Origin of the sequence: Streptomyces cinerochromogenes, from assembly GCF_014648635.1 — a bacterium.
GTDB lineage: Bacteria > Actinomycetota > Actinomycetes > Streptomycetales > Streptomycetaceae > Streptomyces > Streptomyces cinerochromogenes.
The window spans coordinates 394,613-417,808 of the sequence record NZ_BMRM01000006.1; the positions used below are offsets into that span (position 1 = coordinate 394,613).

At 71.5% G+C, this 23,196-nt stretch carries 21 protein-coding genes; 17 read left to right on the forward strand and 4 right to left on the reverse strand.

The window, feature by feature from the left end; genetic code table 11:
* Positions 1–106 precede the first annotated feature (106 nt).
* The 15 genes from IEZ20_RS15000 (at position 107) to IEZ20_RS15070 (ending at position 17,392) form a co-directional block, all read left to right on the forward strand.
* Positions 107–1,426, forward strand: coding sequence for a DUF6716 putative glycosyltransferase (locus IEZ20_RS15000; RefSeq protein ID WP_189298434.1), 1,320 nt, complete (start codon positions 107–109; stop codon positions 1,424–1,426).
* A 23-nt stretch (positions 1,427–1,449) separates the two neighbouring features.
* Entirely contained in the window at positions 1,450–2,673 is a 1,224-nt protein-coding gene (locus IEZ20_RS15005) for an N-acylneuraminate cytidylyltransferase (RefSeq protein ID WP_189298436.1), read from the forward strand.
* A gap of 12 nt (positions 2,674–2,685) precedes the next feature.
* Positions 2,686–3,624 carry an N-acetylneuraminate synthase family protein gene (locus IEZ20_RS15010; protein WP_189298438.1) on the forward strand — a complete coding sequence of 313 codons (939 nt, stop codon included), beginning with the start codon at positions 2,686–2,688 and terminating at the stop codon, positions 3,622–3,624.
* A 35-nt stretch (positions 3,625–3,659) separates the two neighbouring features.
* Entirely contained in the window at positions 3,660–5,012 is a 1,353-nt protein-coding gene (locus IEZ20_RS15015; RefSeq protein WP_189298440.1) for a hypothetical protein, read from the forward strand.
* A gap of 145 nt (positions 5,013–5,157) precedes the next feature.
* The gene (locus tag IEZ20_RS15020) at positions 5,158–5,604 is read left to right on the forward strand and encodes a hypothetical protein (protein ID WP_189298441.1); all 447 of its coding nucleotides are present in this window, start codon (positions 5,158–5,160) and stop codon (positions 5,602–5,604) included.
* Between the two features lie 7 nt (positions 5,605–5,611).
* Positions 5,612–7,444, forward strand: coding sequence for an alpha/beta hydrolase (locus IEZ20_RS15025; protein ID WP_189298443.1), 1,833 nt, complete (start codon positions 5,612–5,614; stop codon positions 7,442–7,444).
* Positions 7,445–7,534: 90 nt separating this feature from the next.
* Positions 7,535–7,999: a hypothetical protein gene (locus IEZ20_RS15030; protein ID WP_229896069.1), complete on the forward strand. Its 465-nt coding sequence runs from the start codon at positions 7,535–7,537 to the stop codon at positions 7,997–7,999.
* Positions 8,000–8,241: 242 nt separating this feature from the next.
* Positions 8,242–9,486 carry an amidohydrolase gene (locus IEZ20_RS15035; protein ID WP_189298447.1) on the forward strand — a complete coding sequence of 415 codons (1,245 nt, stop codon included), beginning with the start codon at positions 8,242–8,244 and terminating at the stop codon, positions 9,484–9,486.
* 278 nt (positions 9,487–9,764) lie between these two features.
* Complete coding sequence (locus tag IEZ20_RS15040) at positions 9,765–10,817, forward strand: BMP family lipoprotein (RefSeq protein ID WP_189298449.1); 1,053 nt, start codon at positions 9,765–9,767, stop codon at positions 10,815–10,817.
* Between the two features lie 199 nt (positions 10,818–11,016).
* Positions 11,017–12,543, forward strand: coding sequence for an ABC transporter ATP-binding protein (locus IEZ20_RS15045; protein WP_189298565.1), 1,527 nt, complete (start codon positions 11,017–11,019; stop codon positions 12,541–12,543).
* Positions 12,540–13,667, forward strand: coding sequence for an ABC transporter permease (locus IEZ20_RS15050; RefSeq protein WP_189298451.1), 1,128 nt, complete (start codon positions 12,540–12,542; stop codon positions 13,665–13,667). Before IEZ20_RS15045 ends, IEZ20_RS15050 begins: the two co-directional genes overlap by 4 nt.
* Entirely contained in the window at positions 13,667–14,953 is a 1,287-nt protein-coding gene (locus IEZ20_RS15055; protein ID WP_189298453.1) for an ABC transporter permease, read from the forward strand. Before IEZ20_RS15050 ends, IEZ20_RS15055 begins: the two co-directional genes overlap by 1 nt.
* Positions 14,950–15,354 (forward strand): cytidine deaminase, encoded by a 405-nt coding sequence (locus IEZ20_RS15060; protein ID WP_189298454.1) that lies wholly within the window; start codon positions 14,950–14,952, stop codon positions 15,352–15,354. The genes IEZ20_RS15055 and IEZ20_RS15060 overlap by 4 nt, the downstream gene beginning before the upstream one ends.
* An 80-nt stretch (positions 15,355–15,434) precedes the next feature.
* Entirely contained in the window at positions 15,435–16,712 is a 1,278-nt protein-coding gene (locus IEZ20_RS15065) for a thymidine phosphorylase (RefSeq protein WP_189298567.1), read from the forward strand.
* Between the two features lie 95 nt (positions 16,713–16,807).
* Positions 16,808–17,392, forward strand: a complete 585-nt coding sequence (locus tag IEZ20_RS15070) for a Uma2 family endonuclease (protein WP_189298457.1) — start codon at positions 16,808–16,810, stop codon at positions 17,390–17,392.
* A gap of 7 nt (positions 17,393–17,399) precedes the next feature.
* Here the strand turns inward: IEZ20_RS15070 and IEZ20_RS15075 are convergent, their stop codons facing one another.
* On the reverse strand, positions 17,400–18,320 hold the full coding sequence (locus tag IEZ20_RS15075) for an AEC family transporter (RefSeq protein ID WP_189298459.1): 921 nt from the start codon (positions 18,318–18,320) through the stop codon (positions 17,400–17,402).
* A gap of 164 nt (positions 18,321–18,484) precedes the next feature.
* On the opposite strand from IEZ20_RS15075, the gene IEZ20_RS15080 reads away from it, so the two are divergent.
* The gene (locus IEZ20_RS15080; protein WP_189298461.1) at positions 18,485–18,871 is read left to right on the forward strand and encodes an STAS domain-containing protein; all 387 of its coding nucleotides are present in this window, start codon (positions 18,485–18,487) and stop codon (positions 18,869–18,871) included.
* On the opposite strand, the gene IEZ20_RS15085 is transcribed toward IEZ20_RS15080, so the two are convergent.
* On the reverse strand, positions 18,755–19,768 hold the full coding sequence (locus tag IEZ20_RS15085) for a sigma-70 family RNA polymerase sigma factor (RefSeq protein ID WP_189298463.1): 1,014 nt from the start codon (positions 19,766–19,768) through the stop codon (positions 18,755–18,757). The genes IEZ20_RS15080 and IEZ20_RS15085 overlap by 117 nt on opposite strands.
* Positions 19,769–19,912: 144 nt before the next feature.
* The gene (locus IEZ20_RS15090) at positions 19,913–21,238 is read right to left on the reverse strand and encodes an MFS transporter (RefSeq protein WP_189298465.1); all 1,326 of its coding nucleotides are present in this window, start codon (positions 21,236–21,238) and stop codon (positions 19,913–19,915) included.
* Between the two features lie 63 nt (positions 21,239–21,301).
* On the opposite strand from IEZ20_RS15090, the gene IEZ20_RS15095 reads away from it, so the two are divergent.
* Positions 21,302–22,264 (forward strand): LysR family transcriptional regulator, encoded by a 963-nt coding sequence (locus IEZ20_RS15095; RefSeq protein ID WP_189298467.1) that lies wholly within the window; start codon positions 21,302–21,304, stop codon positions 22,262–22,264.
* 160 nt (positions 22,265–22,424) lie between these two features.
* Here IEZ20_RS15095 and IEZ20_RS15100 read toward each other — a convergent pair whose 3' ends face one another.
* A complete protein-coding gene (locus IEZ20_RS15100) occupies positions 22,425–23,186 on the reverse strand; it encodes an alpha/beta hydrolase (protein WP_189298469.1) in 762 nt (253 codons plus the stop codon).
* Positions 23,187–23,196: the final 10 nt, after the last annotated feature.

Genomic DNA, 23,196 nt, shown 5'->3' on the forward strand with positions numbered 1-23,196 from the left:
ATTACGTCGCGTTCACGGCCCGATTCGCCATTCGGCGGTGTGCTGTTAACCGTTTGTTGGATTCCGGTTGGGCGGAACCTCTCCCTCGCTTCCTAGCGTCTTCGACGTGCCAGCAAGTGCTACGAAGTCCCTGCGGGTCGCCGTCCTCGCGGACTCCGACACCCGGTGGAAGTGGGGCGCGCTCACCGCGCAGCGACTCACTCCCGCGGCTGCCGAGGTCCGGCTCGACGGCTACCTCCTGCGCGGACGCGCCACCCCGACCGCCCGCCAGCTCGAGGAAGTAGGCGTCCGGGCCGACTCCCTGCGCGAGGTCACCGGCGTCGAGTTCCTGCGCGCGATGAGCGAGGCCCCCGACGACCCGTACGACCTGCTCGTCCTCGCCCTCGTCGGCGGCGGCGTCCAGGCGATGCTGCACGGGCTGCGTGCCGCCTGGGGCCCGGGGAAGCGTCCCGTGGTCGTCACCGGCTATGTCGGCGTCGTCTACGAGAAGCTCACCGACGGCCTGCTGCTGAGGCACGGAGCGGACCTCGTCCTCGCCAACTCCCGTCACGACGCGGACCGGTTCCGGGCCGTGTACGAAGGGGTCGGCGCCGACGCCTCCTCGGTCACCGAGGTCGCGCTGCCCTTCCTGGGCGGAGCGCCCTACACCGGTGAACACGAGCCCCACACCGTGGTGTTCGCGGCCCAGCCGTCCGTGCCGGACAACCGCCGGGACCGTACCTACCTGCTGAACCGCCTCGTCGAGCACGCCCGGAAGCACCCCGAGCGGGAGGTGCTGCTCAAGCTGCGCTCCAAGCCCGGCGAGCACACCACCCACATCGAGGAGCTGCCGTACCAGAAGCTGGCCCAGGGCACCGGTCTGCCGGACAACTTCCGGCTGGTGTACGGGCACATGGGCGAGGTGCTGGACCGCACCGACCTGCTGGTCACGGTCAGCTCCACGGCCGCCCTGGAGGCCCTGCACCGCCGTATCCCCACCGCCGTCCTCACCGACCTCGGGGTGCGCGAGGCGCTCGGCAACCACCACTTCACCGGCTCCGGCTGCCTCGCCTCCTGGGACCAGCTCGACGCCGGGCACCGGCCCGTGCCGGACGAGGAGTGGGTGGCCCGGCAGGGCGTGGCCGCCGACGGCTCCTACGCCACCGCGTTCGACGCGGCCCGCGAGCGCATCGCCAAGCTGCTGGACCGGCCCGGCGGCCTGCCGCCCCTCACGCCCTACTACACACCCGAGACCGCGCCCGGCTACCTGCCCGGCATCCTCGCCCGCCACCACCTCGGCCCCGACGGCGTCCCGCTGCCCGGCGCGCCCGCCGCCGACAAGGCGCCCGGCCCCGTCCGGCAGATCGTGCGCCGGGCCGCGCGCGGCGCCTACCGGCACGGCGTCCAGCGCGTCGCCCCCGTGATCCGGCGGATGGGCGAGCTGTGACCTCACTCCAAGGAGTACACCCCATGTCCCACTCGGAAGCGGGCCCGGGCACATCGCTGCGCCGGGTGCTCGCGGTGATCCCCGCGCGCGGCGGCTCCAAGGGCGTCCCCGCGAAGAACCTCGCCCCCGTCGGCGGTGTCCCGCTGGTGGTCCGCGCGGTCCGCGAGTGCCGGGCGACCCGGCTGGTGACCGACGTCGTCGTGTCCACCGACGACCAGGCCATCGCCGCCGCCGCCCGCGAGGCCGGCGCCGAGGTCGTGCTGCGGCCCGCCGCCATCGCCGGGGACACCGCCACCTCCGAGGCAGCGGTCCTGCACGCCATGGACACTCACGAGACGCTGCACGGCGCCTGTGTCGACGTCGTCCTGCTCGTGCAGTGCACCAGTCCCTTCCTGGTCCGCGAGGACATCGACGCGGTGGCCGCCGCGGTCGCCGAGAACGGCGCCGACACCGCCGTCACGGTGGCCCCCTTCCACGGCTTCGTCTGGCGGGACGCCGAGGGCGAGGGCGGGGCGGGCGTCAACCACGACAAGTCCTACCGCCCGCGCCGCCAGGACCGCCCCCAGGACTTCCTGGAGACCGGCGCCGCCTACGCCATGGACGCGGCCGGCTTCCGCGAGCACCACCACCGTTTCTTCGGCCACACCGAGCTGGTCCGCACCGACCCGGCCCGCGTGCTGGAGATCGACGACCCGCACGACCTCGCGCGGGCCCGGGCCCTGGCCCCGCTGTTCGACGCGGACCGCCCCGGCTCGCTCCCCGCCTACGACGACATCGACGCCGTCGTACTGGACTTCGACGGCACCCAGACCGACGACCGGGTGCTGATCGACTCCGACGGACGGGAGTTCGTCGCCGTGCACCGCGGCGACGGGCTCGGCATCGCCGCCCTCCGCAGGAGCGGCCTGAAGCTGCTGATCCTGTCCACGGAACAGAACCCGGTCGTCGCCGCCCGCGCACGGAAGCTGCAGATCCCCGTGCTGCACGGCATCGACCGGAAAGACCTCGCGCTGAAGCAGTGGTGCGAGGAGCAGGGCATCGCGCCGGAGCGCGTGCTCTACGTCGGCAACGACGTCAACGACCTCCCGTGCTTCGCCCTCGTCGGCTGGCCCGTGGCGGTCGCGAGCGCTCACGACGTCGTACGCGGCGCCGCACGCGCGGTCACCACCGTCCCCGGCGGTGACGGCGCGATCCGAGAGATCGCCAGCTGGATCCTCGGCCCCTCTCTCGATTCCCTCCCCAAGTAAGGACACCCCCTGATGAGCACCAACTCCCGTCTGCGCACGTTCGGTTCCCGCGAGGTCGGCCCGGGCAGGCCCGTCTACATCTGCGGCGAGATCGGCATCAACCACAACGGTGAGCTGGAGAACGCCTTCAAGCTGATCGACGTCGCCGCCGAGGCCGGCTGTGACGCCGTCAAGTTCCAGAAGCGCACCCCCGAGATCTGCACCCCGCGCGACCAGTGGAACATCGAGCGCGACACCCCCTGGGGCCGGATGACCTACATCGACTACCGCCACCGGGTGGAGTTCGGCGAGGACGAGTACCGCCAGATCGACGCGTACTGCAAGGAGAAGGGGATCGACTGGTTCGCCTCCCCGTGGGACACCGAGGCCGTCGCCTTCCTGGAGAAGTTCGACGTGCCCGCCCACAAGGTCGCCTCGGCGTCCCTGACGGACGACGAACTCCTGCGCGCCCTGCGCGCCACCGGCCGTACGGTCATCCTCTCCACCGGCATGTCGACGCCGAAGCAGATCCGCCACGCGGTGGAGGTCCTGGGCAGCGACAACATCCTGATGTGCCACGCCACCTCGACGTACCCGGCGAAGGCCGACGAGCTGAACCTCCGCGTGATCAACACGCTGGAGAAGGAGTACCCGAACGTCCCGATCGGCTACTCCGGCCACGAGACCGGCCTGCAGACCACCCTCGCCGCGGTCGCGCTCGGGGCGACCTTCGTCGAGCGCCACATCACCCTCGACCGCGCCATGTGGGGTTCCGACCAGGCCGCCTCGGTCGAGCCGCAGGGCCTGACCCGCCTCGTCCGCGACATCCGCACCATCGAGGCCTCCCTCGGCGACGGCGTCAAGAAGGTCTACGACTCCGAGCTGGGTCCGATGAAGAAGCTGCGCCGGGTCGCGGGCGTCGTCGCCGAGGCGGAGATCGCCGCGGCGGCGGGCGAGCCGGTCTCGGTGTGAATCCAGGTCACTGACGACGGGACGGTCGTACGCCGATGAGCCCCCGCGCCGGTCAGGCCGGCCACCCCGCCCGCACGCTCGCCTTCGTGGAGAGCCCGGTACAGCTGCTGAACGTACTGGAGTGGGCACACCTGCACGGCCTGCACGGCCCCGCCGAGCGGGGGCGCCCGACGGTGCCCGGGCCGGCCGTGCCGGGCCCGGTCGCATCGGGCCCGGTCGGCCGTCCCGGCCCGGTCGCGTCGGGCCCGGCCGTGCCGCCGGGCCGGCGCGGGGCAGCACCGGACGTCCCGCCGGGCGCCGGGGAGACCGGGGAGCCGGCCGCGGCCCCCGCCCCCGTGCCCGCCTCCGCCCCCGTGCCCGCGCAGGCCCGGCGGACCCCGGGCGGCACCGCGCCGGCCGGTCCGCCGGCGGCCGGCGGGGAAGGGGAAGGCGAACTGACCCTCGTCGTCCTGTCCCCGACCGACCCCATGACCCGCGGCCAGCTGCGCCGCATGGCCGACCTGGCCCGGGACGAGGGGTACCGGGTGCGCTGGGAGGAGGCGCGCGGCGGCACCACCGCGCCCTTCCACACGATCGGCGGCCTGGCGGGTTCCCTCCGCCGGGCCGACCGCATCGTGATGGGCGACCCGTTCTCCCGCTACGTACAGCTCCTGCTGACCATCACCCGCGCCCGCGACCTCGTGGTCGTGGACGACGGCACGGCGACGATGGAGTTCGTCGCCCAGCTGGCCCGCGGTGAACGCCTGGTCCGCTGGCACCGCAAGGGCGGCCGCCCCGGCGCCCGCGACCTCCTCTTCGCCCCGGTCTCCTCCTCCGCCCGCCGCCGCCTCACCCCGAGCGACCGGCGCCGCGTCGAGGTCTTCTCCTCCATGCCGGTGACCGAGATCCCGGACGGCGTCACCGTCACCGCCAACGACTTCGCCTGGACCCGCGCCCGCTTCGGACCGCCGCGCATCACCCAGAGCGCGGACCTGGTCGGCACCTCCCTGGTGGAGACCGGGGTCGTGGACGGCGACCGCTACCTGGAGGCCGTCCACCACCTGGCGAAGGCGCACGGCGCCACCCGCTACTTCGCCCACCGCCGCGAGAGCACCGACAAGCTCCACCGCCTCGCCGCGGAGACGGGCCTGGAGATAGTCCGCCCGGACCTCCCCCTGGAACTGATCGCCCGCCGCGGTCCCATCGGCCGTACGATCCTCAGCTTCCCCTCCACGGTCGTCCACACCCTGCCGCTGGCCCTCGCCGGCACGGGCGTGCGCGTGGCGGTCTGCGACATCGACCCGGCCTGGCTCACCGACACCGCCTCCCCCCGCGCCCAGGGCTTCCTGTCCGGCGTGACCGGCACGGCCCGGGACGTCCACCGGCTGGCGGCGGTGAGCCTGGCGTAGCCGCCACTACGCAGGTATGAGTACGCATACTCAGGCGCCGGTCGTCACATCTGGGTAGGCTCTTTCACCTCGTGCACGCGAGCCGCACGAGACGGCGGAGAACCGCCGGAAACGGGGAGACGGGGAAACGGGGAGAACATCACGCATGGCGTGGGACGAGTGGGAGCGACTGAAGGCGGACGCCGCGGCCCGCGGCTCCACGGGGATGCAGCTGAACCACGTTCCGCCGGAGCCGGGCGGCGGCGGGTCCGGTGACCTGAAGTCGGACAAGAAGACCTGGACGAAGGCCGGCGAGGACACCAAGGGCCTCCAGGACGGCATCGGCAAGGCCCTGGGGAAGCTGGACGACGGGCAGGCCGGGCTGGGGGACACCTCCGGTGTGCAGTCGGCGGCGGCGCAGCAGGAGCTGTACGAGTCCTGGAAGAAGTACGTCGGTGACGTCAAGGCCCGCTGCGGCGAGCTGGGCGGGCTCATGGAGAAGTCCGGGCACGACCTGGCGATGTCCGACGCCGAGGTGAAGGCCGAGCTGGACAAGATCCAGGGCAAGTACCACGACACCGACGCCGTCGGCGGCCAGACGAAGGGCCGGTGACGGGTTCATGGACATCGCCACGCTGAAGGCCCTGAAGCCCTCGGAGTACGAGGAGGCGGCCGACGGGTACCGCGCCACGAGTGACATGGCGAGCACCGCCAAGGACACGGTCGAGAACCAGATATCGGCGGGTATCCGCAACCAGCTCAAGGGTGACGCGGCCGACGCGGCCCTGCGCGAGCTGAAGGAACTGGGCAAGAACCTCCACTACATCCAGACCGAGTGCGCGCTGGCCAGTACCGCGCTGAACGGGTTCGCGTACGACATGGCCGCCGCCAAGCGGAAGCTGGAGGCGGCCGTCGAGGACGCCAAGGCGGCCGGCTGCACGGTCGGCGCCGACGGCTCCGTCTCGTTCCCCGCCGGCGGCAAGGAGGTCGACGGCAAGGTGCCGGAGGGCGGCACGGTGTCGCCCTCGACCACTTTGACGGATCCGACGGCGAACGCGATCGAGCAGCAGGCCATCCACCAGCACCCCAACCCGAACTTCGGCAAGGCCATCGGCTTCGCGAACCGGATCGGTGACGCGCTGAAGGAGGCCGCGGACGCGGACGCCAAGTGGGCGCCGAAGCTGCGCGCGCTGAAGGCCGACGACGACCTGGTGGTGTCCGACCGGGACTGGTCCGACGTCAAGTCCGACCAGGACGGGGTGAGCGACGCGGGCAAGAAGTACCTGGACTCCCTGCCGCAGCCGCCCAAGGACGGCAGCCCCCAGGACAACGCGTCCTGGTGGAAGGGGCTCACCGACGAGGAGCGCGCGGCCTGGGTCTCCCTCCGCCCGGACTCCGTGGGCAAGCTCGACGGCCTCCCCTCCACGGTCCGCGACGAGGCCAACCGCATCGTCCTGGACGAGAGCCGGGCCCGCTACCAGCTGGAACTCAACTCCATCCCGAAGCCGCCGGTCAACGAGTGGACGTACATCGCCAGCAACGGCTGGGCGTCCAAGGTGCACACCGACGAATGGATGGACTGGTACAAGAAGTACGGCGAGCGCTACGACCACCTCACCAAGTCGCTCCAGGGCATGAAGAGCATCCAGGACCGCTTCGACTCCACCGGCAAGGCCACCGACAAGGACCACAAGGGCCTGCCGGAGGCGTACCTGCTGGGATTCGACGCGGAGGGCAACGGCCGGGCGATCGTCGCCAACGGCAACCCGGACACGGCCCGGCACCAGGCCGTCTACGTACCGGGCACCACCTCGAACCTCAGCAACATCAGCGGCAACATCGACCGGATGACCTCCACCTGGCGCGTGGCCACCGACGAGGCCGACGGCCAGCCCGTCTCCACGATCACCTGGCTCGGCTACGACGCGCCGCAGGACATCGTGAAGGACTCCCCGTTCCGGCACTACGCGGACGACGGCGCACCGGCCTTCAACCGCTTCCTCGACGGACTGGAGGCCTCGCACACGGGCGAGACCCCGCCGCACCGCACGGTCATCGGCCACTCGTACGGCACCACCCTCGTCGGCTCGGCCGCCGACCACGGCACCCTGAACGCGGACGACGTGATCACCGCGGGCAGCCCCGGTGTCACGGTGCCCAAGGCGGAGCAGCTCGACGTGCCCAAGGGCCACGTCTGGAACGAGGAGGCGGACGGGGACGTCGTACCCGACATCGGCCGCTTCGGTCACGGCGGCACCGACTGGGACGGCCCCTGGACGGTGCCGAGCGACGAGCGGTTCGGGGCCAAGCAGATGACCACGGACACCGAGGGCCACAGCGGCTACTGGGACGAGGGCTCCGACAGCCTGCTCAACCAGGCCCTCGTCGTCGCGGGACACGGGGAGGACGTCAAGCTGAAGGAGCCGATCCCGACCTGGAAGTACACCCGTTAGGCAGAGCGAGGCCCGTCGATTGTGAAGAACCGCCTGAGCGCAGCCGCGCTCCTCCTGTCCACCGTCCTCACCACTCTCACCGGATGCAGCATGAGTTCCAGCACGGAATCCGACGACGTCCCCTCCGCCGGCACCAGCACGTCACGGGATGCCGCCGCGCAGGCGCAGAAGGTGTCCAGCCGGCTGTACGACCTGATCGGCGTCAGGGGGAAGGCCTCCGACGGAAGCCCCGGGGTCCAGGAGTGCTCGGGGAAGGACCGGGACAGGTACTTCCGGATCTTCCACAAGTGGAGCTTCTACCCCGCGTCGGCCGGTGATCTCGACGTCGCCATGCGGAACCTCAAGGACGCGATGCCGAAGCACGGCTGGAAGATCGTCGAGTACGGCCCCGACAGCAGCGCGAACAAGAACCTCACCCTGATCGCCGACAACGACGGGCAGAAGGCGGGCGTGCACATCACCCGGATGGCGAAGCGGAACCCGCCCAAGCTCAGCCTGATGGTCGTCTCCGGCTGCTACGAGGTTCCCGAGGGGCAGGAGGTCGAGCACTTCTAGGTCTCCGGGCCGGGCGGGACCCGCCGGGCCCGGATCCGCGGTGGTCCGGTTACTGGACATCGCGCGCGTGATCCGGGTGAGGCGTGGTATGCGTGGAGGAGGAAAAAGAGAGGTTTTACCCACCACAGTTCGCCGCCATGCGTCCGCTGGTCAGATTTTCTTCCCCTAACGGGCTGAACTTTTGTTGATCGAGGGGTAGTTGACCACCCGGGCGTCCTACCCTTCAGAGGGTGAAGCAATTGATGTCCCTAGAGTCCGAGGCCGGCCTTTCGGGGGATGTGCTCCCCGGCGTGCTGAGCGAGTCCCTGCACGCCGAACTCGTCGCCTTCCGTCGCGACTTGCACATGCATCCGGAGCTGGGCAACCAGGAGTTCCGCACCACCGCCGCGATCAAGGAGCGGCTGGAGCAGGCCGGGCTCAGGCCCCGTGTGCTCAGCACCGGAACCGGACTCGTCTGTGACATCGGGCTCGCGGAGGGTGAGCACCCCGAGCACCTCCCCGTACCGCTGCTCGCGCTGCGCGCCGACATCGACGCCCTGCCCATCCCGGACGCCAAGACCGACTGCCCGTACCGGTCCACCGTGCCCGACCGGGCGCACGCCTGCGGTCACGACGTGCACACCACCGTGGTGCTCGGCACCGGGCTCGTACTCGCGGACCTGCACGCCAAGGGCCTGCTGCCCCGCCCCGTGCGGCTGCTCTTCCAGCCCGCCGAGGAGGTGCTGCCCGGCGGTGCGCTGGACGCCATCGAGGACGGCGTGCTGACCGGGGTCGGCCGGATCCTCGCGGTGCACTGCGACCCCCGGGTGGAGGCCGGCAGGATCGGACTGCGGCACGGGCCGATCACCAGCGCCTGCGACCGCGTGGAGATCGCACTCGACGGCCCCGGCGGGCACACCGCCCGCCCGCACCTCACCACCGACCTGGTCACCGCCGCCGCCCGGGTCGCGATCGACGTCCCCGCGGTGGTCGCCCGCCGCGTCGACACCCGCGCCGGCCTCGCCGTCACCTGGGGCCGGATCGAGTCGGGCCACGCCCCGAACGTGATCCCGCAGCACGCCGAGCTGTCCGGGACCGTGCGCTGCCTGGACCTGGAGGCCTGGCGGCAGGCCCCCGACATCGTGCACGCGGCCATCGACGAGGTCGCCACCCTGCACCGGGCCAAGTCCGAGATCACCTACATGCGCGGGGTGCCGCCCGTCGTCAACGACCGGGAGTCCACCGAGCTGCTGCGCCGCGCCATGGTCGCCCGGCGCGGAATGAAGTCCGTCGAGAGCACCGAGCAGAGCCTCGGCGGCGAGGACTTCTCCTGGTACCTGGAGCAGGTGCCGGGCGCACTGGCCCGGCTCGGGGTGCGCCGGCCCGGCGAGCGCACGGTGCGCGATCTCCACCAGGGCGATTTCGACGCCGACGAGCACGCGATCACAGTCGGCGTGGAGCTGTTCACGGCCGCCGTGTTCCTGGACCGCAACGGGGCGCAGAGCTGAGCGGACGGCCCCCCGGGGCCGTTCCTCCGTCCCGGCGCAACACGGATGCAAGCCATTCGTGCACTGTCCGCAACACCGGCGTGAGAAGAGTCAGAGGCCGAGTTCAGACAGTGTTTGCCTCGAATCGATAACGGCTTCGCGAGAGGGTTTTTTGCGACATCTACGCGCGTTACGATGCCGCGAAGCCGACGCCGATGGGGGCGTCTCGGCCGGAGCACCGCCAAGGTGCTCACATCAAGCGCCTACATGGCGCTCAGGTCAGGTGAAGGAGCCTTCCCGTGCGCCGGGTAGCCAAGCTTTCCGCTGCGTGTATCGCGTCCGCAGCTCTCGCACTGACTGCCACTGCCTGTGGCAGCACCTCCTCCGACAACGACACCGGCTCGTCCTCGGGCGACGGCAAGGGTGTCAAGGTCGGTCTCGCCTTCGACGTCGGCGGTCGCGGTGACCGCTCCTTCAACGACTCCGCCGCGCGCGGTGCCGACAAGGCCAAGAAGGAGTTCGGCGGTGACATCAAGGAGCTGACCGCGAAGACCTCGGACACCGAGGCCGACCGTGAGCAGCGCCTGTCGGACCTGGCCGACGCGGGCTACAACCCGGTCATCGGTGTCGGCTACGCCTACGCCGCCTCCATGACCAAGGTCGCCGCGAAGTACCCGAAGACCAGCTTCGGCATCGTCGACTCGGTCGTGAACGGCAAGAACGTCGACAGCATCACCTTCACCGAGGAGCAGGGCTCCTACCTGGCCGGTGTCGCCGCCGCCCTGAAGACCAAGTCGAACCACGTCGGCTTCATCGGCGGTGTGGACGTCCCGCTGATCAAGAAGTTCGAGGCGGGCTTCGTCCAGGGTGTCAAGGACACCAACAAGAAGGCCAAGGTCGACACGCAGTACCTGTCGCACGGCTCGGACACCTCCGGCTTCGCCAGCCCCGACAAGGGCAAGGAGGCCGCGCAGGGCATGCTCGACAACGGCGCGGACGTCATCTACACGGCCGCCGGCTCCTCCGGCAACGGCGCCATCGAGGCCGTCGCCGGCAAGAAGGGCGCCTGGGCCATCGGCGTGGACTCGGACCAGTACAACATCCCGGGTCTGGCCAAGTACAAGAACTCGATCCTGACCTCGATGGTCAAGAACGTCGACGTCGGTGTCTACGACTTCGTGAAGTCGGTCCACGACGGCAAGCCGCTGACCGGCACCAACACCTACTCGCTCGCCAAGGACGGTGTCTCGCTGTCCACCAGCGGCGGCTTCATCGACGACCTCCAGGCCAAGCTGGACGCCGCGAAGAAGAAGATCGTCGACGGCTCGATCAAGGTCAAGACCACCCCGTGACCTGACGGGTCCCGTCGGACCTCGGCTCGGCGCGGGGGCGCCTGTCGGAGCCCCCCGCCGAGCCATAACAATGTGTCAACTCTACGCGTGTAGCGCGGAGTTGCCGCGCTAGCGTCGCCGACGCCTGCCCCCTCCCCGCAGCCCCTTTCCCCGAGGAGAGTGCGCCATCAACGCGTCCAGCCCTCCCGCTGCCGTCGAACTGCGCGGCATCACCAAGCGTTTCCCCGGCGTCGTCGCCAACCGCGACATCGACATCACGGTCCGCACGGGCACCGTCCACGCCCTGTGCGGCGAGAACGGCGCCGGCAAGTCCACCCTGATGAAGATCCTCTACGGCATGCAGCAGCCGGACGAGGGCACGATCACCGTCGGTGGCGAACAGGTCGTCTTCCACAACCCGGGCGACGCCATCGCCCGCGGCATCGGCATGGTGCACCAGCACTTCATGCTCGCCGACAACCTCACCGTGCTGGAGAACGTCGTTCTCGGCGCGGAGAAGCTGCACGGCATCGGGGGCAAGGCCCGCGCCCGGATCAAGGAGATCTCCGACTCCTACGGCCTCGGCGTCCGTCCCGACGCCCTGGTCGAGGAACTCGGCGTCGCCGACCGCCAGCGCGTGGAGATCCTCAAGGTCCTCTACCGCGGCGCCAAGACCCTCATCCTGGACGAGCCCACCGCCGTCCTCGTGCCGCAGGAGGTCGACGCCCTCTTCGACAACCTGCGCGAACTCAAGGCCGAGGGCCTCACCGTCATCTTCATCTCGCACAAGCTGGGCGAGGTGCTCTCCGTCGCCGACGAGATCACCGTCATCCGGCGCGGCACCACCGTCGGCACCGTCGACCCGCGCGGCACCACCCCCAAGCAGCTCGCCGAGCTGATGGTCGGCAGCGAACTGCCCACCCCGGAGACCCAGGAGTCCACGGTCACCGACGTGCCGATGCTGAAGGTGGACGGCCTGCACCTGGCGCAGACCGATCTCGACGGCGTCGAGCGGATCATCCTGGACGAGATCTCCTTCACCATCCACAAGGGCGAGGTCCTCGGCATCGCCGGTGTGGAGGGCAACGGCCAGTCCGAGCTGGTCGAGGCGATCATGGGCATGCGCCACCCGGACGCCGGCGTCGTCACCCTCGACGGCACCGACATCTCCCACGCCCCGACCCGCCACCGCCGCGAGTCCGGCATCGGCTACATCCCCGAGGACCGCCACCGCCACGGCCTGCTCCTGGAAGCACCGCTGTGGGAGAACCGCATCCTCGGCCACGTCACCGAGAAGCCCAACTCGCGCGGCGGACTGCTCGACCTCAAGGCGGCCCGCGCCGACACCCAGCGGATCGTCGAGGCCTACGACGTCCGCACCCCCGGAATCGACGTCACCGCCGCCTCCCTGTCCGGCGGCAACCAGCAGAAGCTGATCGTCGGCCGCGAGATGAGCCACAACCCCAAGCTGCTCATCGCCGCCCACCCCACCCGCGGTGTGGACGTCGGCGCGCAGGCGGCCATCTGGGACTACATCCGCGAGGCCCGCCGCGAGGGGCTGGCCGTGCTGCTGATCTCCGCCGACCTGGACGAGCTGATCGGGCTCTCCGACACCCTGCGGGTGATGTACCGCGGCCGCCTGGTCGCCGACGCCGACCCCGCCACGATCACCCCCGAAGAGCTGGGCTCCGCCATGACGGGTGCGGCCACCGGCCACCTGGAGCACACAGAGGACGACGAGCGATGAACAAGCTGACCCAACGCATCGACAAGGAGCGCCTGCTCCTCGGCATCGCCGCGCCGCTGCTGGCGGTCGTCGCCGCGCTCGTCGTCACCACCCTGGTGATCCTCGCGACCGGCAAGAACCCCGGCGACGCCTTCAGCGACATGGTGACCTACGGCTTCGCCAGCGACAGCCAGGTCTACATCCTCAACAAGGCGACGACCTACTACCTCGCGGGTGTCGCGGTGGCCATCGGCTTCCGCATGAACCTGTTCAACATCGGTGTCGACGGCCAGTACCGGCTCGCCGCGTTCATCGCCGCCGTCCTCGGCGGGGCGCTCACCGTGCCCGGCTGGATCGCCATCCCGCTGATCATGATCTGCGCCATGGCGACCGGTGCCCTGTGGGCGTCCATCGCCGGCATCCTCAAGGTGACCCGGGGCGTCAGCGAGGTCATCTCGACCATCATGCTGAACTCGATCGCCACCGCGATCATCGCCTACCTGCTCCAGCCCGGAAAGCTCGGCCAGCTGGACCAGGCCGGCACCCTCGTCTCCACCAAGCCGCTGCCGTCGTCCTCGTACTTCTTCAGCTTCGACACCGGCCCCGCCGGTGAGCTGTGGGGCTTCATCGTCATCGCCGCGGTCGTCGGCGTCGCGTACTGGTTCGTGCTGGGCCGCACCCGGTTCGGCTTCGACCTGCGCACCGTCGGCCAGTCCGAGAGCGCGGCCGGCGCCAGCGGTGTCTCGGTGAAGAAGATGGTCGCCACCAGCATGGTCATCTCGGGTGCCGTGGCCGGTCTGATCGGCATGCCGACCCTGCTGAACGACAGCCACCAGTTCAGCAACGACTTCCCGGCCGGCATCGGCTTCACCGGCATCGCCATCGCGCTGCTCGGCCGCAACCACCCGATCGGCATCGCGCTCGGCGCCCTGCTCTGGGGCTTCCTGGAGCGCACCACCAACCACCTGGAATTCCAGGGCTACGACAAGGAAATCCTCGGCGTCATCCAGGGCGTCATCGTGCTGTGCGTCGTCATCGCCTACGAGGTCGTACGCCGCTACGGCCTGAAGCGCCAGCAGCAGAAGGTCGGTGCGGAACTCGCCGCCCAGGCCGCCGCCGCGACGAAGAAGCAGGAGGTGGCGTGATGACTGCCACGATGACCGACGCGCCGCCGCCCGCGGCCCCCAAGGCGGCGGGCGCCCCCCAGCGCTCCGGCCGCTCCCTCGGCATGACCCTCATGATCGTCGCGGGTGCGCTGCTGCTCCTGGCCGCCGTCCGCGTGATCACCGGTGCCAACCAGCTCGACTCCGCCGGTCAGGTCGCCGCCGCGCTCGGCCTCGCCGTGCCGATCGGACTCGCCGGCCTCGCCGGTCTGTGGTCCGAGCGGGCCGGCGTGGTCAACATCGGCCTCGAGGGCATGATGATCCTCGGCACCTTCGGCGCCGGCTGGGTCGGCTGGCAGACCAGCCCCTGGCTCGGCCTGCTGTGCGGCATCGGCTTCGGTGTCCTCGGCGGCCTGGTGCACGCCGTCGCCACCGTCACCTTCGGCGTCGACCACATCGTCTCCGGTGTCGCCGTCAACCTGCTCGCGCTCGGTGCCACGCAGTACCTGGCCAAGCTGTTCTTCGCCGGCGGCAAGGCCGCCGAGGCGGGCGGCAACCCCAAGCAGTCCCCGCCCGCGGACTCGCTGCCCGACGTCACCGTCCCCGGCCTCTCCGACGGACTCGCCTCCATCGAGAAGCACCACTGGTTCCTGGTCTCCGACCTCGCCGGCATCATCGGCGGTCTGATCACCAACCTGTCCGTCGTCACCCTCCTCGCCGTGCTGCTGTTCATCGGCAGCTGGTGGCTGCTGTGGCGCACCCCGTTCGGGCTGCGGCTGCGCTCCTGCGGTGAGAACCCGGTCGCCGCCGAGTCCCTCGGCGTCAACGTCTACCAGTACAAGTACGCGGCCGTGGCCGTCTCCGGCGGTCTCGCCGGCCTCGGCGGCGCCTTCCTGGCGCTGGTCACCTCGCACACGTACCTGGAGGGCCAGACCGGAGGCCGCGGCTACATCGGTCTCGCCGCGATGATCTTCGGTAACTGGCGCCCCGGCGGCCTGGCGATGGGCGCGGGCCTGTTCGGCTACTCCGACGCGCTCCAGCTGCGCAACGGCGGCGTCACCGTCCACGCCCTGCTCCTGCTGCTGGTCGTCCTGCTCGCGCTGCTGGCAGGCTGGAAGCTGTACAAGAAGGCGCTCGTGCAGGGTGTGGTCAGCGCCGTCATGGCCGCGCTGGTCCTGGTCTGGTACCTGCTCACCGACGAGGTCCCGAGCGACTTCGTGGGCGCCACCCCGTACGTCGTCACCCTGCTCGTGCTGTCCCTCTCGGCGCAGCGCCTGCGGATGCCGAAGGCGGACGGCATGCGCTACCGGAAGGGCCAGGGCAAGTGACCCGGGAATCCGCCGACGTCGACTGGGAGGCGCTGCGGGAGGTGGCGCGGGAGGCGATGTCCCACGCCTACGCCCCGTACTCCGGCTACCCGGTCGGGGTCGCGGCCCTGGTCGACGACGGCCGCACCGTCACCGGCTGCAACGTGGAGAACGCCTCCTACGGCCTCGGCCTGTGCGCCGAGTGCGGCCTGGTCTCCGAGCTCCAGCGCACCGGCGGCGGCCGCCTGACGCACTTCACCTGCGTGGACGGCACCGGCGCCCTGCTGGTCCCGTGCGGCCGCTGCCGCCAGCTGCTCTACGAGTTCGGCGGCCCCGACCTGCTCCTGGACACCCCCGAGGGCGTCCTCCCGCTCTCCGAGATGCTGCCCCAGGCCTTCGGCCCGGGCCACCTCACCCAGTAATGCCGTACGGCCCCCCTGCCCCGCTCGCAGGGGGGCCGCACACTTCGCACCTCCCGGAAGGAACCACACCCGCCATGGCCATGGACGCCATCTCCGTGATCCGCACCAAGCGGGACCGCGGCGAGCTGACCGACGAGCAGATCGACTGGGTCATCGACGCCTACACCCGCGGCGAGGTCGCCGACGAGCAGATGTCCTCGCTCGCCATGGCGATCCTGCTGAACGGCATGAACCGCCGCGAGATCGCCCGCTGGACCGCGGCGATGATCGCCTCCGGCGAGCGCATGGACTTCTCCTCGCTGTCCCGCCCGACCGCCGACAAGCACTCCACGGGCGGCGTCGGCGACAAGATCACCCTTCCGCTGGCGCCCCTCGTGGCGGCCTGCGGCGCGGCCGTCCCGCAGCTGTCGGGCCGCGGCCTCGGCCACACCGGCGGCACCCTCGACAAGCTGGAGTCGATCCCCGGCTGGCGCGCCCTGCTCTCCAACGAGGAGATGCTGAACGTACTGGACACCACGGGCGCGGTGATCTGCGCGGCGGGCGACGGCCTGGCCCCCGCCGACAAGAAGCTCTACGCCCTGCGTGACGTCACCGGCACCGTCGAGGCGATCCCGCTGATCGCGTCCTCGATCATGTCGAAGAAGATCGCGGAGGGCACCGGCTCCCTGGTGCTGGACGTGAAGGTCGGCTCGGGCGCCTTCATGAAGACCATCGAGGACGCCCGCGAGCTGGCCTCCACGATGGTGGGTCTCGGCACCGACCACGGTGTGAAGACGGTCGCGCTGCTGACGGACATGTCCACCCCGCTCGGCCTGACGGCGGGCAACGCCCTGGAGGTCCGCGAGTCGGTCGAGGTCCTGGCCGGCGGCGGCCCCGCGGACGTCGTGGAACTGACCGTCGCCCTGGCCCGCGAGATGCTCGACGCGGCCGGCATCAAGGACGCCGACCCGGCGAAGGCCCTGGCCGACGGCTCGGCGATGGACGTCTGGCGCCGGATGATCGCGGCGCAGGGCGGCGACCCGGACGCCCCGCTGCCCACGGCGAAGGAGCAGCACGTCGTCAAGGCACCGGCCTCCGGTGTCCTGACCCGTCTCGACGCGTACGACATCGGCGTCGGCGCCTGGCGTCTCGGCGCCGGGCGGGCCCGCAAGGAGGACCCGGTGCAGGCGGGCGCGGGCATCGAGATGCACGCCAAGCCGGGTGACACGGTGACGGAGGGCCAGCCCCTGCTGACCCTGCACACCGACACCCCGGAGCGCTTCGCGTACGCGCTCCAGGCGGTGGAGGGTTCGTACGACATCGCGGCACCGGGCACGGCCTTCCAGGCGTCGCCGGTGGTGCTGGAACGTATCGCCTGACCAGGCGGTTCCTCGTTCGGGTGAAGGGGACCGGTGGACCTCCACCGGTCCCCTTCGGCATGCTGGGATCGGTGACGCACCGATAGGAGACCGCCATGAGCGCACTCACCGTGAGCCAGGACCCCGACCAGAACTGGGACGATCTCGTCCGGTACTGGGAGGAGATGGAATGGCCCGAGGGCAGCAAGGTGGAGATCATCGAGGGGATCATCACCGTGTCACCTGCTCCCGCGTCCCGCCACAACGTGATCGCGGCCCGCATCCAGCGTCGCCTCTACTCCGTGATCCCCGAGGACTGGGAAATCTTCCAGACACTGGCCATCGCCGTGCCGTCGCGTCTGGGCATGCTCATCCCGGATCTGTTGGTGGCACCCGTGCGGGAATGCGCCGAGGCCGACTCCCACATTCCCGCCGCCCTCGCCGAACTCGTCGTCGAGGTCACCTCCAAGTCCAACGCCGGCCACGACCGCGTCAGCAAGCCCGCCGCCTACGCCACCGCCGGTATCCCGCTGTACCTCCTGGTCGACCGCTGGGCTCCCGGAGGCCCCACCGCGACCCTCTACGGGGAGCCGAAGGGCGATGTGTACCGGGTCCTCAGCGCCGTGAAGTTCGGCGACCCCATCAAGCTCCCGCCGCCCTTCGGCCTCACCATCGACACCGGCGAGTTCCCCGTCGACTGACCCGGCGTCACCCCAGCACCGCCGCCACCCCCACCAGCACCGGTACCGACACCACCGTCGACAGGAGCACCGACTCGCGGGCCAGGGACTCGGCCACGCGGTAGCGGCTGGCATAGGTGAAGAGGTTCTGGGCGCCGGGGAGGGCCGCGGTCACCACCACGTCCAGCAGGGGGGCTCCGTGCAGGGCGAAGACGCCGCGCGCCAGCACCCACGCCACCAGCGGCTGGACCAGCGACTTCAGCGCGACGGACAGGAGGACCAGGTGGCTGTCCCGTCCCCGGCCGGGCGCCGGGTTTCCGTGCAGGGACATGCCGAAGGCCAGCAGGGCCGCCGGGACGGACATGTTGCCGAGCACGGTGAGGGGATTCAGGAGCGGGCCGGGCAGCTGCCAGCCCGCCGCCGACACCACCACCCCGGACACGGAACCGACGGCGATCGGATTCCGCAGCGGGGCCAGCAGGCGCCGCCACACCGTGCCCTCCGTGCCCGCGCCGGACACGTCCAGGACCGTGAGCGCGACCGGCGCGACCAGGACGACCTGGAAGAGCAGCACCGGTGCCACCAGCGACGCGTCGCCCAGCACGTACGCGGCGATAGGGATGCCGAGGTTGCCCGAGTTGACGTAACCGGAACACAGCGCACCGATCGTCGTACGGCCCACCCCCCAGCGCCGTACGACGCCCACGGCGACGAAGGCCCCGGCGACCGCGACCGTGCTGAGGGCCGTCACCAGGAGCCGGGCGGAGAAGAGGACCGCGAGGTCGGCGCGCGCGAGGGTCGTGAAGAGCAGCGCGGGCCCCGCCAGGCTGAAGGCGAGCCGCGTCAGCACCTCCCCGCCCTGCGCGCCGAGCGTCCCGCGCAGCCTGAGCACGTAGCCCACCCCGATGACGACCGCGATCACCGCGAACCCGCTCAGCACCCCCGCCACAGGGCCAACCCTGCGGGGCGGCGGGTGAACCGGTCAATGTGATCCCCGAGACGCCCGGACGCACTCCGAGGCGGCCGACACGGCGAGCCGGTCGTACGGGTACGTCGCGATGCGGAGGCTCGCGCCGCCGTCCGGCGGGGTCGCACCGCCGCCCCTGCCTTCCGATGAGTTCCGGCCGTCCCGCCGGTCTACCGCACGTGGATGCCGAGACCCCTGCCGTGCTGGTGCTGCCCGGGCCCGTTCGCCGCGACGAGGTGCCCGGGCTGTGCGCCGAGGTGCGGGCGTTGCTGGCGGGCGGCACGGCCGGGGTGGTCGTGTGCGATGTGGGCGGGATCGGGCCGCCGGGGCTGGCGGCCGTCGATCTGCTGGCCCGGCTGGAGCTGGCCGCCCGCCGGGCCGGCGGGCGGATCCGGCTGCGGGGTGCCGGCCCCGCGCTACACGCCCTTCTCGACCTCGTCGGGCTCCGCTTCCAGGTGGAGGGGCAGACCGAAGAGCGGGAACCAGCGCTGGGTGTCGAGGAAGCAGTGGAATCCGGTGATCCGGCCGTCTGAGATCTCCAGCACCTGCACCGCCCACGGGCTGAACCCGCCGTTCTCCGGGTCCGGCTTGTAGTGCGCGAAGCCCGGCAGGCCGTTGGCCTGGACCGGCAGCAGCCGGGAGCCGGCGCAGGAGGCGCCGAGGGTGGTCATGAAACCGGTGATGTCGGCGGTGCCGCGCAGCCACAGGTCGAACGGCGGCATCGTCATGACGGCGTCCTCGTGCAGCAGCGCCGTCAGCGCCGTCATGTCATAGCCCTCGAAGGCCTTGACGTACCGCTCCAGGAGTTTTTGCTGCTCCTCGTCGAGCGGATCGGACACCGCCCCCTCGGCGCCCGCGTCCCCGCGCTCCGCGAGCGTGGCCCGGGCCCGCTGCAACGCGCTGTTCACGGAGGCGACCGAGGTGTCCAGCAGCTCGGCCACCTCGCTCGCCCTCCACGCGAGCACCTCCCGCAGGATCAGCACCGCCCGCTGCTTGGGCGGCAGCTGCTGCAGGGCCGCCATGAAGGCCAGCCGGACCGACTCCTTGGCGACCGCCGCCTCCGCCGGGTCCTCCACGGTCGGCAGCACGCGCGCGTCGGGCATCGGCTCCAGCCAGGTGTTGTCCGGGCGCGGGGAGAGCGCCGCCTGCGCGAGCGGGGTGGAGTCCGTCAGGTCCATCGGCCGCGCCCGCTTGTTGCCCGCCGTCAGCATGTCCAGGCACACGTTCGTCGCGATCCGGTACAGCCACGAGCGAAGGCTGGAACGGCCCTCGAACCTGTCGTAGCTCCGCCAGGCCCGCACCAGGGTGTCCTGCACCGCGTCCTCGGCCTCGAAGGAGGAGCCGAGCATCCGGTAGCAGTACCCGGTCAGCTCGGTCCGGTGCTTCTCCAGTGCGACGTCGAGATCCGCCGTCGCCGTGCTGTCGCCCATCGTCCACCCACCCCTGCGGCCGTTCCTGTGGCGCGCCTTCGCGCCCCAGCACCTCGGAAGCTACCGCAGGGGACTGACAATGACCCCCGGAGTCGGGAAACGTGCAGGTGGAAGGGCGGGCGCCCCGTGCCCCTTCGGAGCGTCCTACCGGGCGTCGGCCGCGAGCGTGCCTCGCGCCGTCGCCCGCGCCGCCCGGGAGCCCAGGACGGTGATCGTGACGACACCGAGGACCGCGAGCAGCCCGACACCGACCGTGCCGCCCCAGCCGTCCGCGTGGAAGGCCAGCGCGCCGGCCGTGCTGCCGACGCTGGAACCGATGTAGTACGCGGACTGGTACAGCGCCGACGCCTGGGCGCGGCCGTGCGTGGCCGTCTTGCTGACCGCCGACGAGGCCACCGCGTGCCCGGCGAAGAAACCCGCCGTGATCAGCACCAGGCCCAGCAGGACCAGGACGAGGGAGGCGGTCAGGGTCAGCAGCAGACCCGCCGCCGTCGTACCGCCCGCCAGGTACAGCGCACCCCGGCGGCCGAACCGGCCCACCAGCCGGCCCGCCGTGGACGCGGACACCGTACCCACCAGGTAGACCAGGAAGATCGAGCCCACGATGCCCTGCGGCAGCCCGAACGGCGCCGCCGTCAGCCGGTAGCCGATCACCGTGTAGACACCGCCGAACACCGTCATGAACAGTGCGCCGATCGCGTACAGGCGGCGCAGCAGGGGGTCGGAGAGGTGACCGCGGACCGTGCCGAGCAGCACCCGCGGGCGCAGCGAACCCGCCGTGAAGTGCTTCGGGGCCGGCAGCAGCAGCCGGAACGCCACCGCGCAGACGACCGCGAGCGCGCCGATCACGCCGACCGAGATCCGCCAGCCCCACTCCTGCGCGACCCAGCCGGTGATGACCCGGCCGCTCATACCGCCGACGCTGTTGCCGGCCACGAACAGCCCGATCGCCGTGACCAGCGCCCTCGGCCGCACCTCCTCGGCCAGGTACGCGGTCGCCGACGCCGGCAGCCCGGCCAGCGCCGCGCCCTGCACCCCGCGCAGCACCACCAGCGCGCCGAGCGACGGGGCGAACGGCACCAGCATGCCGACCGTGACGGCGACGGCCAGCGAGGCCGTCATCACCGTACGGCGCCCGAACCGCTCCGACAGGGCGCTCATCGGCAGGACGAACAGGGCCAGTCCGCCGGTCGCGGCCGCCACGGTCCAGCTCGCCTCGCTCGCCGCGACCCCGAACTCCCCGGAGATCAGCGGCAGCAGCGCCTGCGTGGAGTAGAGGAGGGCGAAGGTCGCGACTCCGGCGAGGAAGAGGGCGAGGCTCATCCGGCGGTAGCCGGGTCCGCCCGGGGTCATACGCGAGTCGGAGTCGACGCCGCCGGAAGGTGCCGAAGGGACGGAGGAGGCGGCGGAGGAGGGGACGGACGAGACGGCGCCCACGCTGATGGACGCCCCGGTACTGGCGGGAGACATGCCTCGACCGTACGGACGTCCTCGCTCATGCGTCCAATGCATGGAAAGCCCATAATCGTTCCCATGGCGCATCAGCGAAGGTCACAGGCGCGGCTGTCACCGTCCGGTGACACAGAAGACACGGCCGGGACGGCGAGGCTGCTCGCGCCCCGCCTCGCCTACTTCGCCGGAGTGGCCCGCACCGAGCACGTCACCCGGGCCGCGCAGGAGATGAACGTCCCCCAGTCCACCCTGTCCCGGGCGATGGTCCGCCTGGAACAGGACCTGGGCGTCGACCTGTTCGCCCGGCACGGCCGCACGGTCTCCCTGACCACCGCCGGCCGCACCTTCCTCGCCTCCGTCGAGCGGGCCCTCGCCGAGATCGAGCGGGCCGCCGAGGAGGTCCGCGCGGACGCCGACCCGGCCACCGGCAAGGTCGCCTTCGGCTTCCTGCACACCATGGGCGCCGAGACCGTGCCCGGACTGCTGCACGCCTTCCGCGCCGGCCACCCGCGCATCCGCTTCAGCCTGGTCCAGAACCACGGCGAGGCGATGCTGGAGGGGCTGCGCGCCGGCGAACTGGACCTCTGCCTCACCTCGCCGGTCCCCGACGCCCCCGACCTGGTCGCCCGCCGCCTGGACGAGCAGAAGCTCCGCCTGGTCGTCCCCGCCGACCACCGCCTGGCGGCCCGCCGCCGCATCCGCCTGGCCGAGGCGGCCGAGGAAACCTTCGTCACCCTGGAACCCGGCTACGGCCTGCGCCGCATCACCGACGACCTGTGCCGCCAGGCGGGCTTCCGCCCGCGGGTCGCCTTCGAGGGAGAGGAGGCGGAGACCCTGCGGGGCCTGGTGGCGGCGGGCCTGGGCGTCGCCCTCCTGCCCCCGCCGACCGTCCCCCGCCCGGGCGTGGTGGAACTGACGGTGACGGCCCCGAGAGCGGCCCGCGAGATCGGCGTCGCCTGGCTGGCGGACCGCCCCGACACCCCGCCGGTGGCGGCCTTCAAGAAGTTCCTGCTGTCGAGAAGGGGCAACCTGCTCCCGTCGTAGGGGCAGCCGGCCCGGGGGGCACGGGGAACCGCGCGGGAAACCAGGGACGCCCCGCACACCGGAAGCCACCGACGCCCCGCACACCGGAAGCCACCGACGCCCCGCACGCCGGATATCACGGACGCCCCGCACGCCGGTGTCCACAGGGCGTGCCCCGCCCCTACCGCCTCAACGACTTGCCGAACCCCGCGGCCAGCGGCATCCGGAGTCCGATCGGCGGCGGCGCGGCCAACGCGTCCTCGACCGGGCGGGACACGCAGTGCCCGAACAGCGCGCCCAGCACGAAATCCACCGCCAGAGACCGCACCTCGTCCCGGTGCCCGTGCAACCCGTGCCCGTCGGAGTGCACCTCGAACCGGCACACCTCCCGGTTGACCTTCTTCGCCCGTGCCGCGAACCGGAACGACAGCTCGGGATCGGTGCGTTCGTCGTTCGTGCCGTGCGCGATCAGCACCCGGCGCCCGACCAGCTGCTTCACCGGCTCGGCCGGCGCGGCGACGTCCTCCTCCGGCAGCCAGGGGGCCAGCGCCACCACGGAGTTGACCGCCTCGTGGCCGCCGGAGCGGAGCGCCGCGCGTGCGCCCATGTCCACGCCGGCCAGGCACACGGGCACGTCCCCGTACCGTCGTACGACCTCGTCGGCGGCCCACTCGGCGTCCGCCGCCAGATGGGCCTCGCTGCCGTTCCAGCCGCGGTAGCGGTAGTGGACGGCGTGGACGGCCAGCCCCTCGGACCGGCCCGCGCGGGCGAGCGCGCGACCCAGGGAGCGGAGGAGGGACATCGGCCGGACGGGGGAGGGCCGGCGGGCGGAGACCTCCTCCCCGCCGGGGAGCAGCAGCACCGCTCCGCTCACCGACGTCGGCTCCGGGCCGACTGCCCTTCCCAGCCCGGCCGTTCGGACCGGCGTCGCTTGCTGTCCCATGACAGAACAG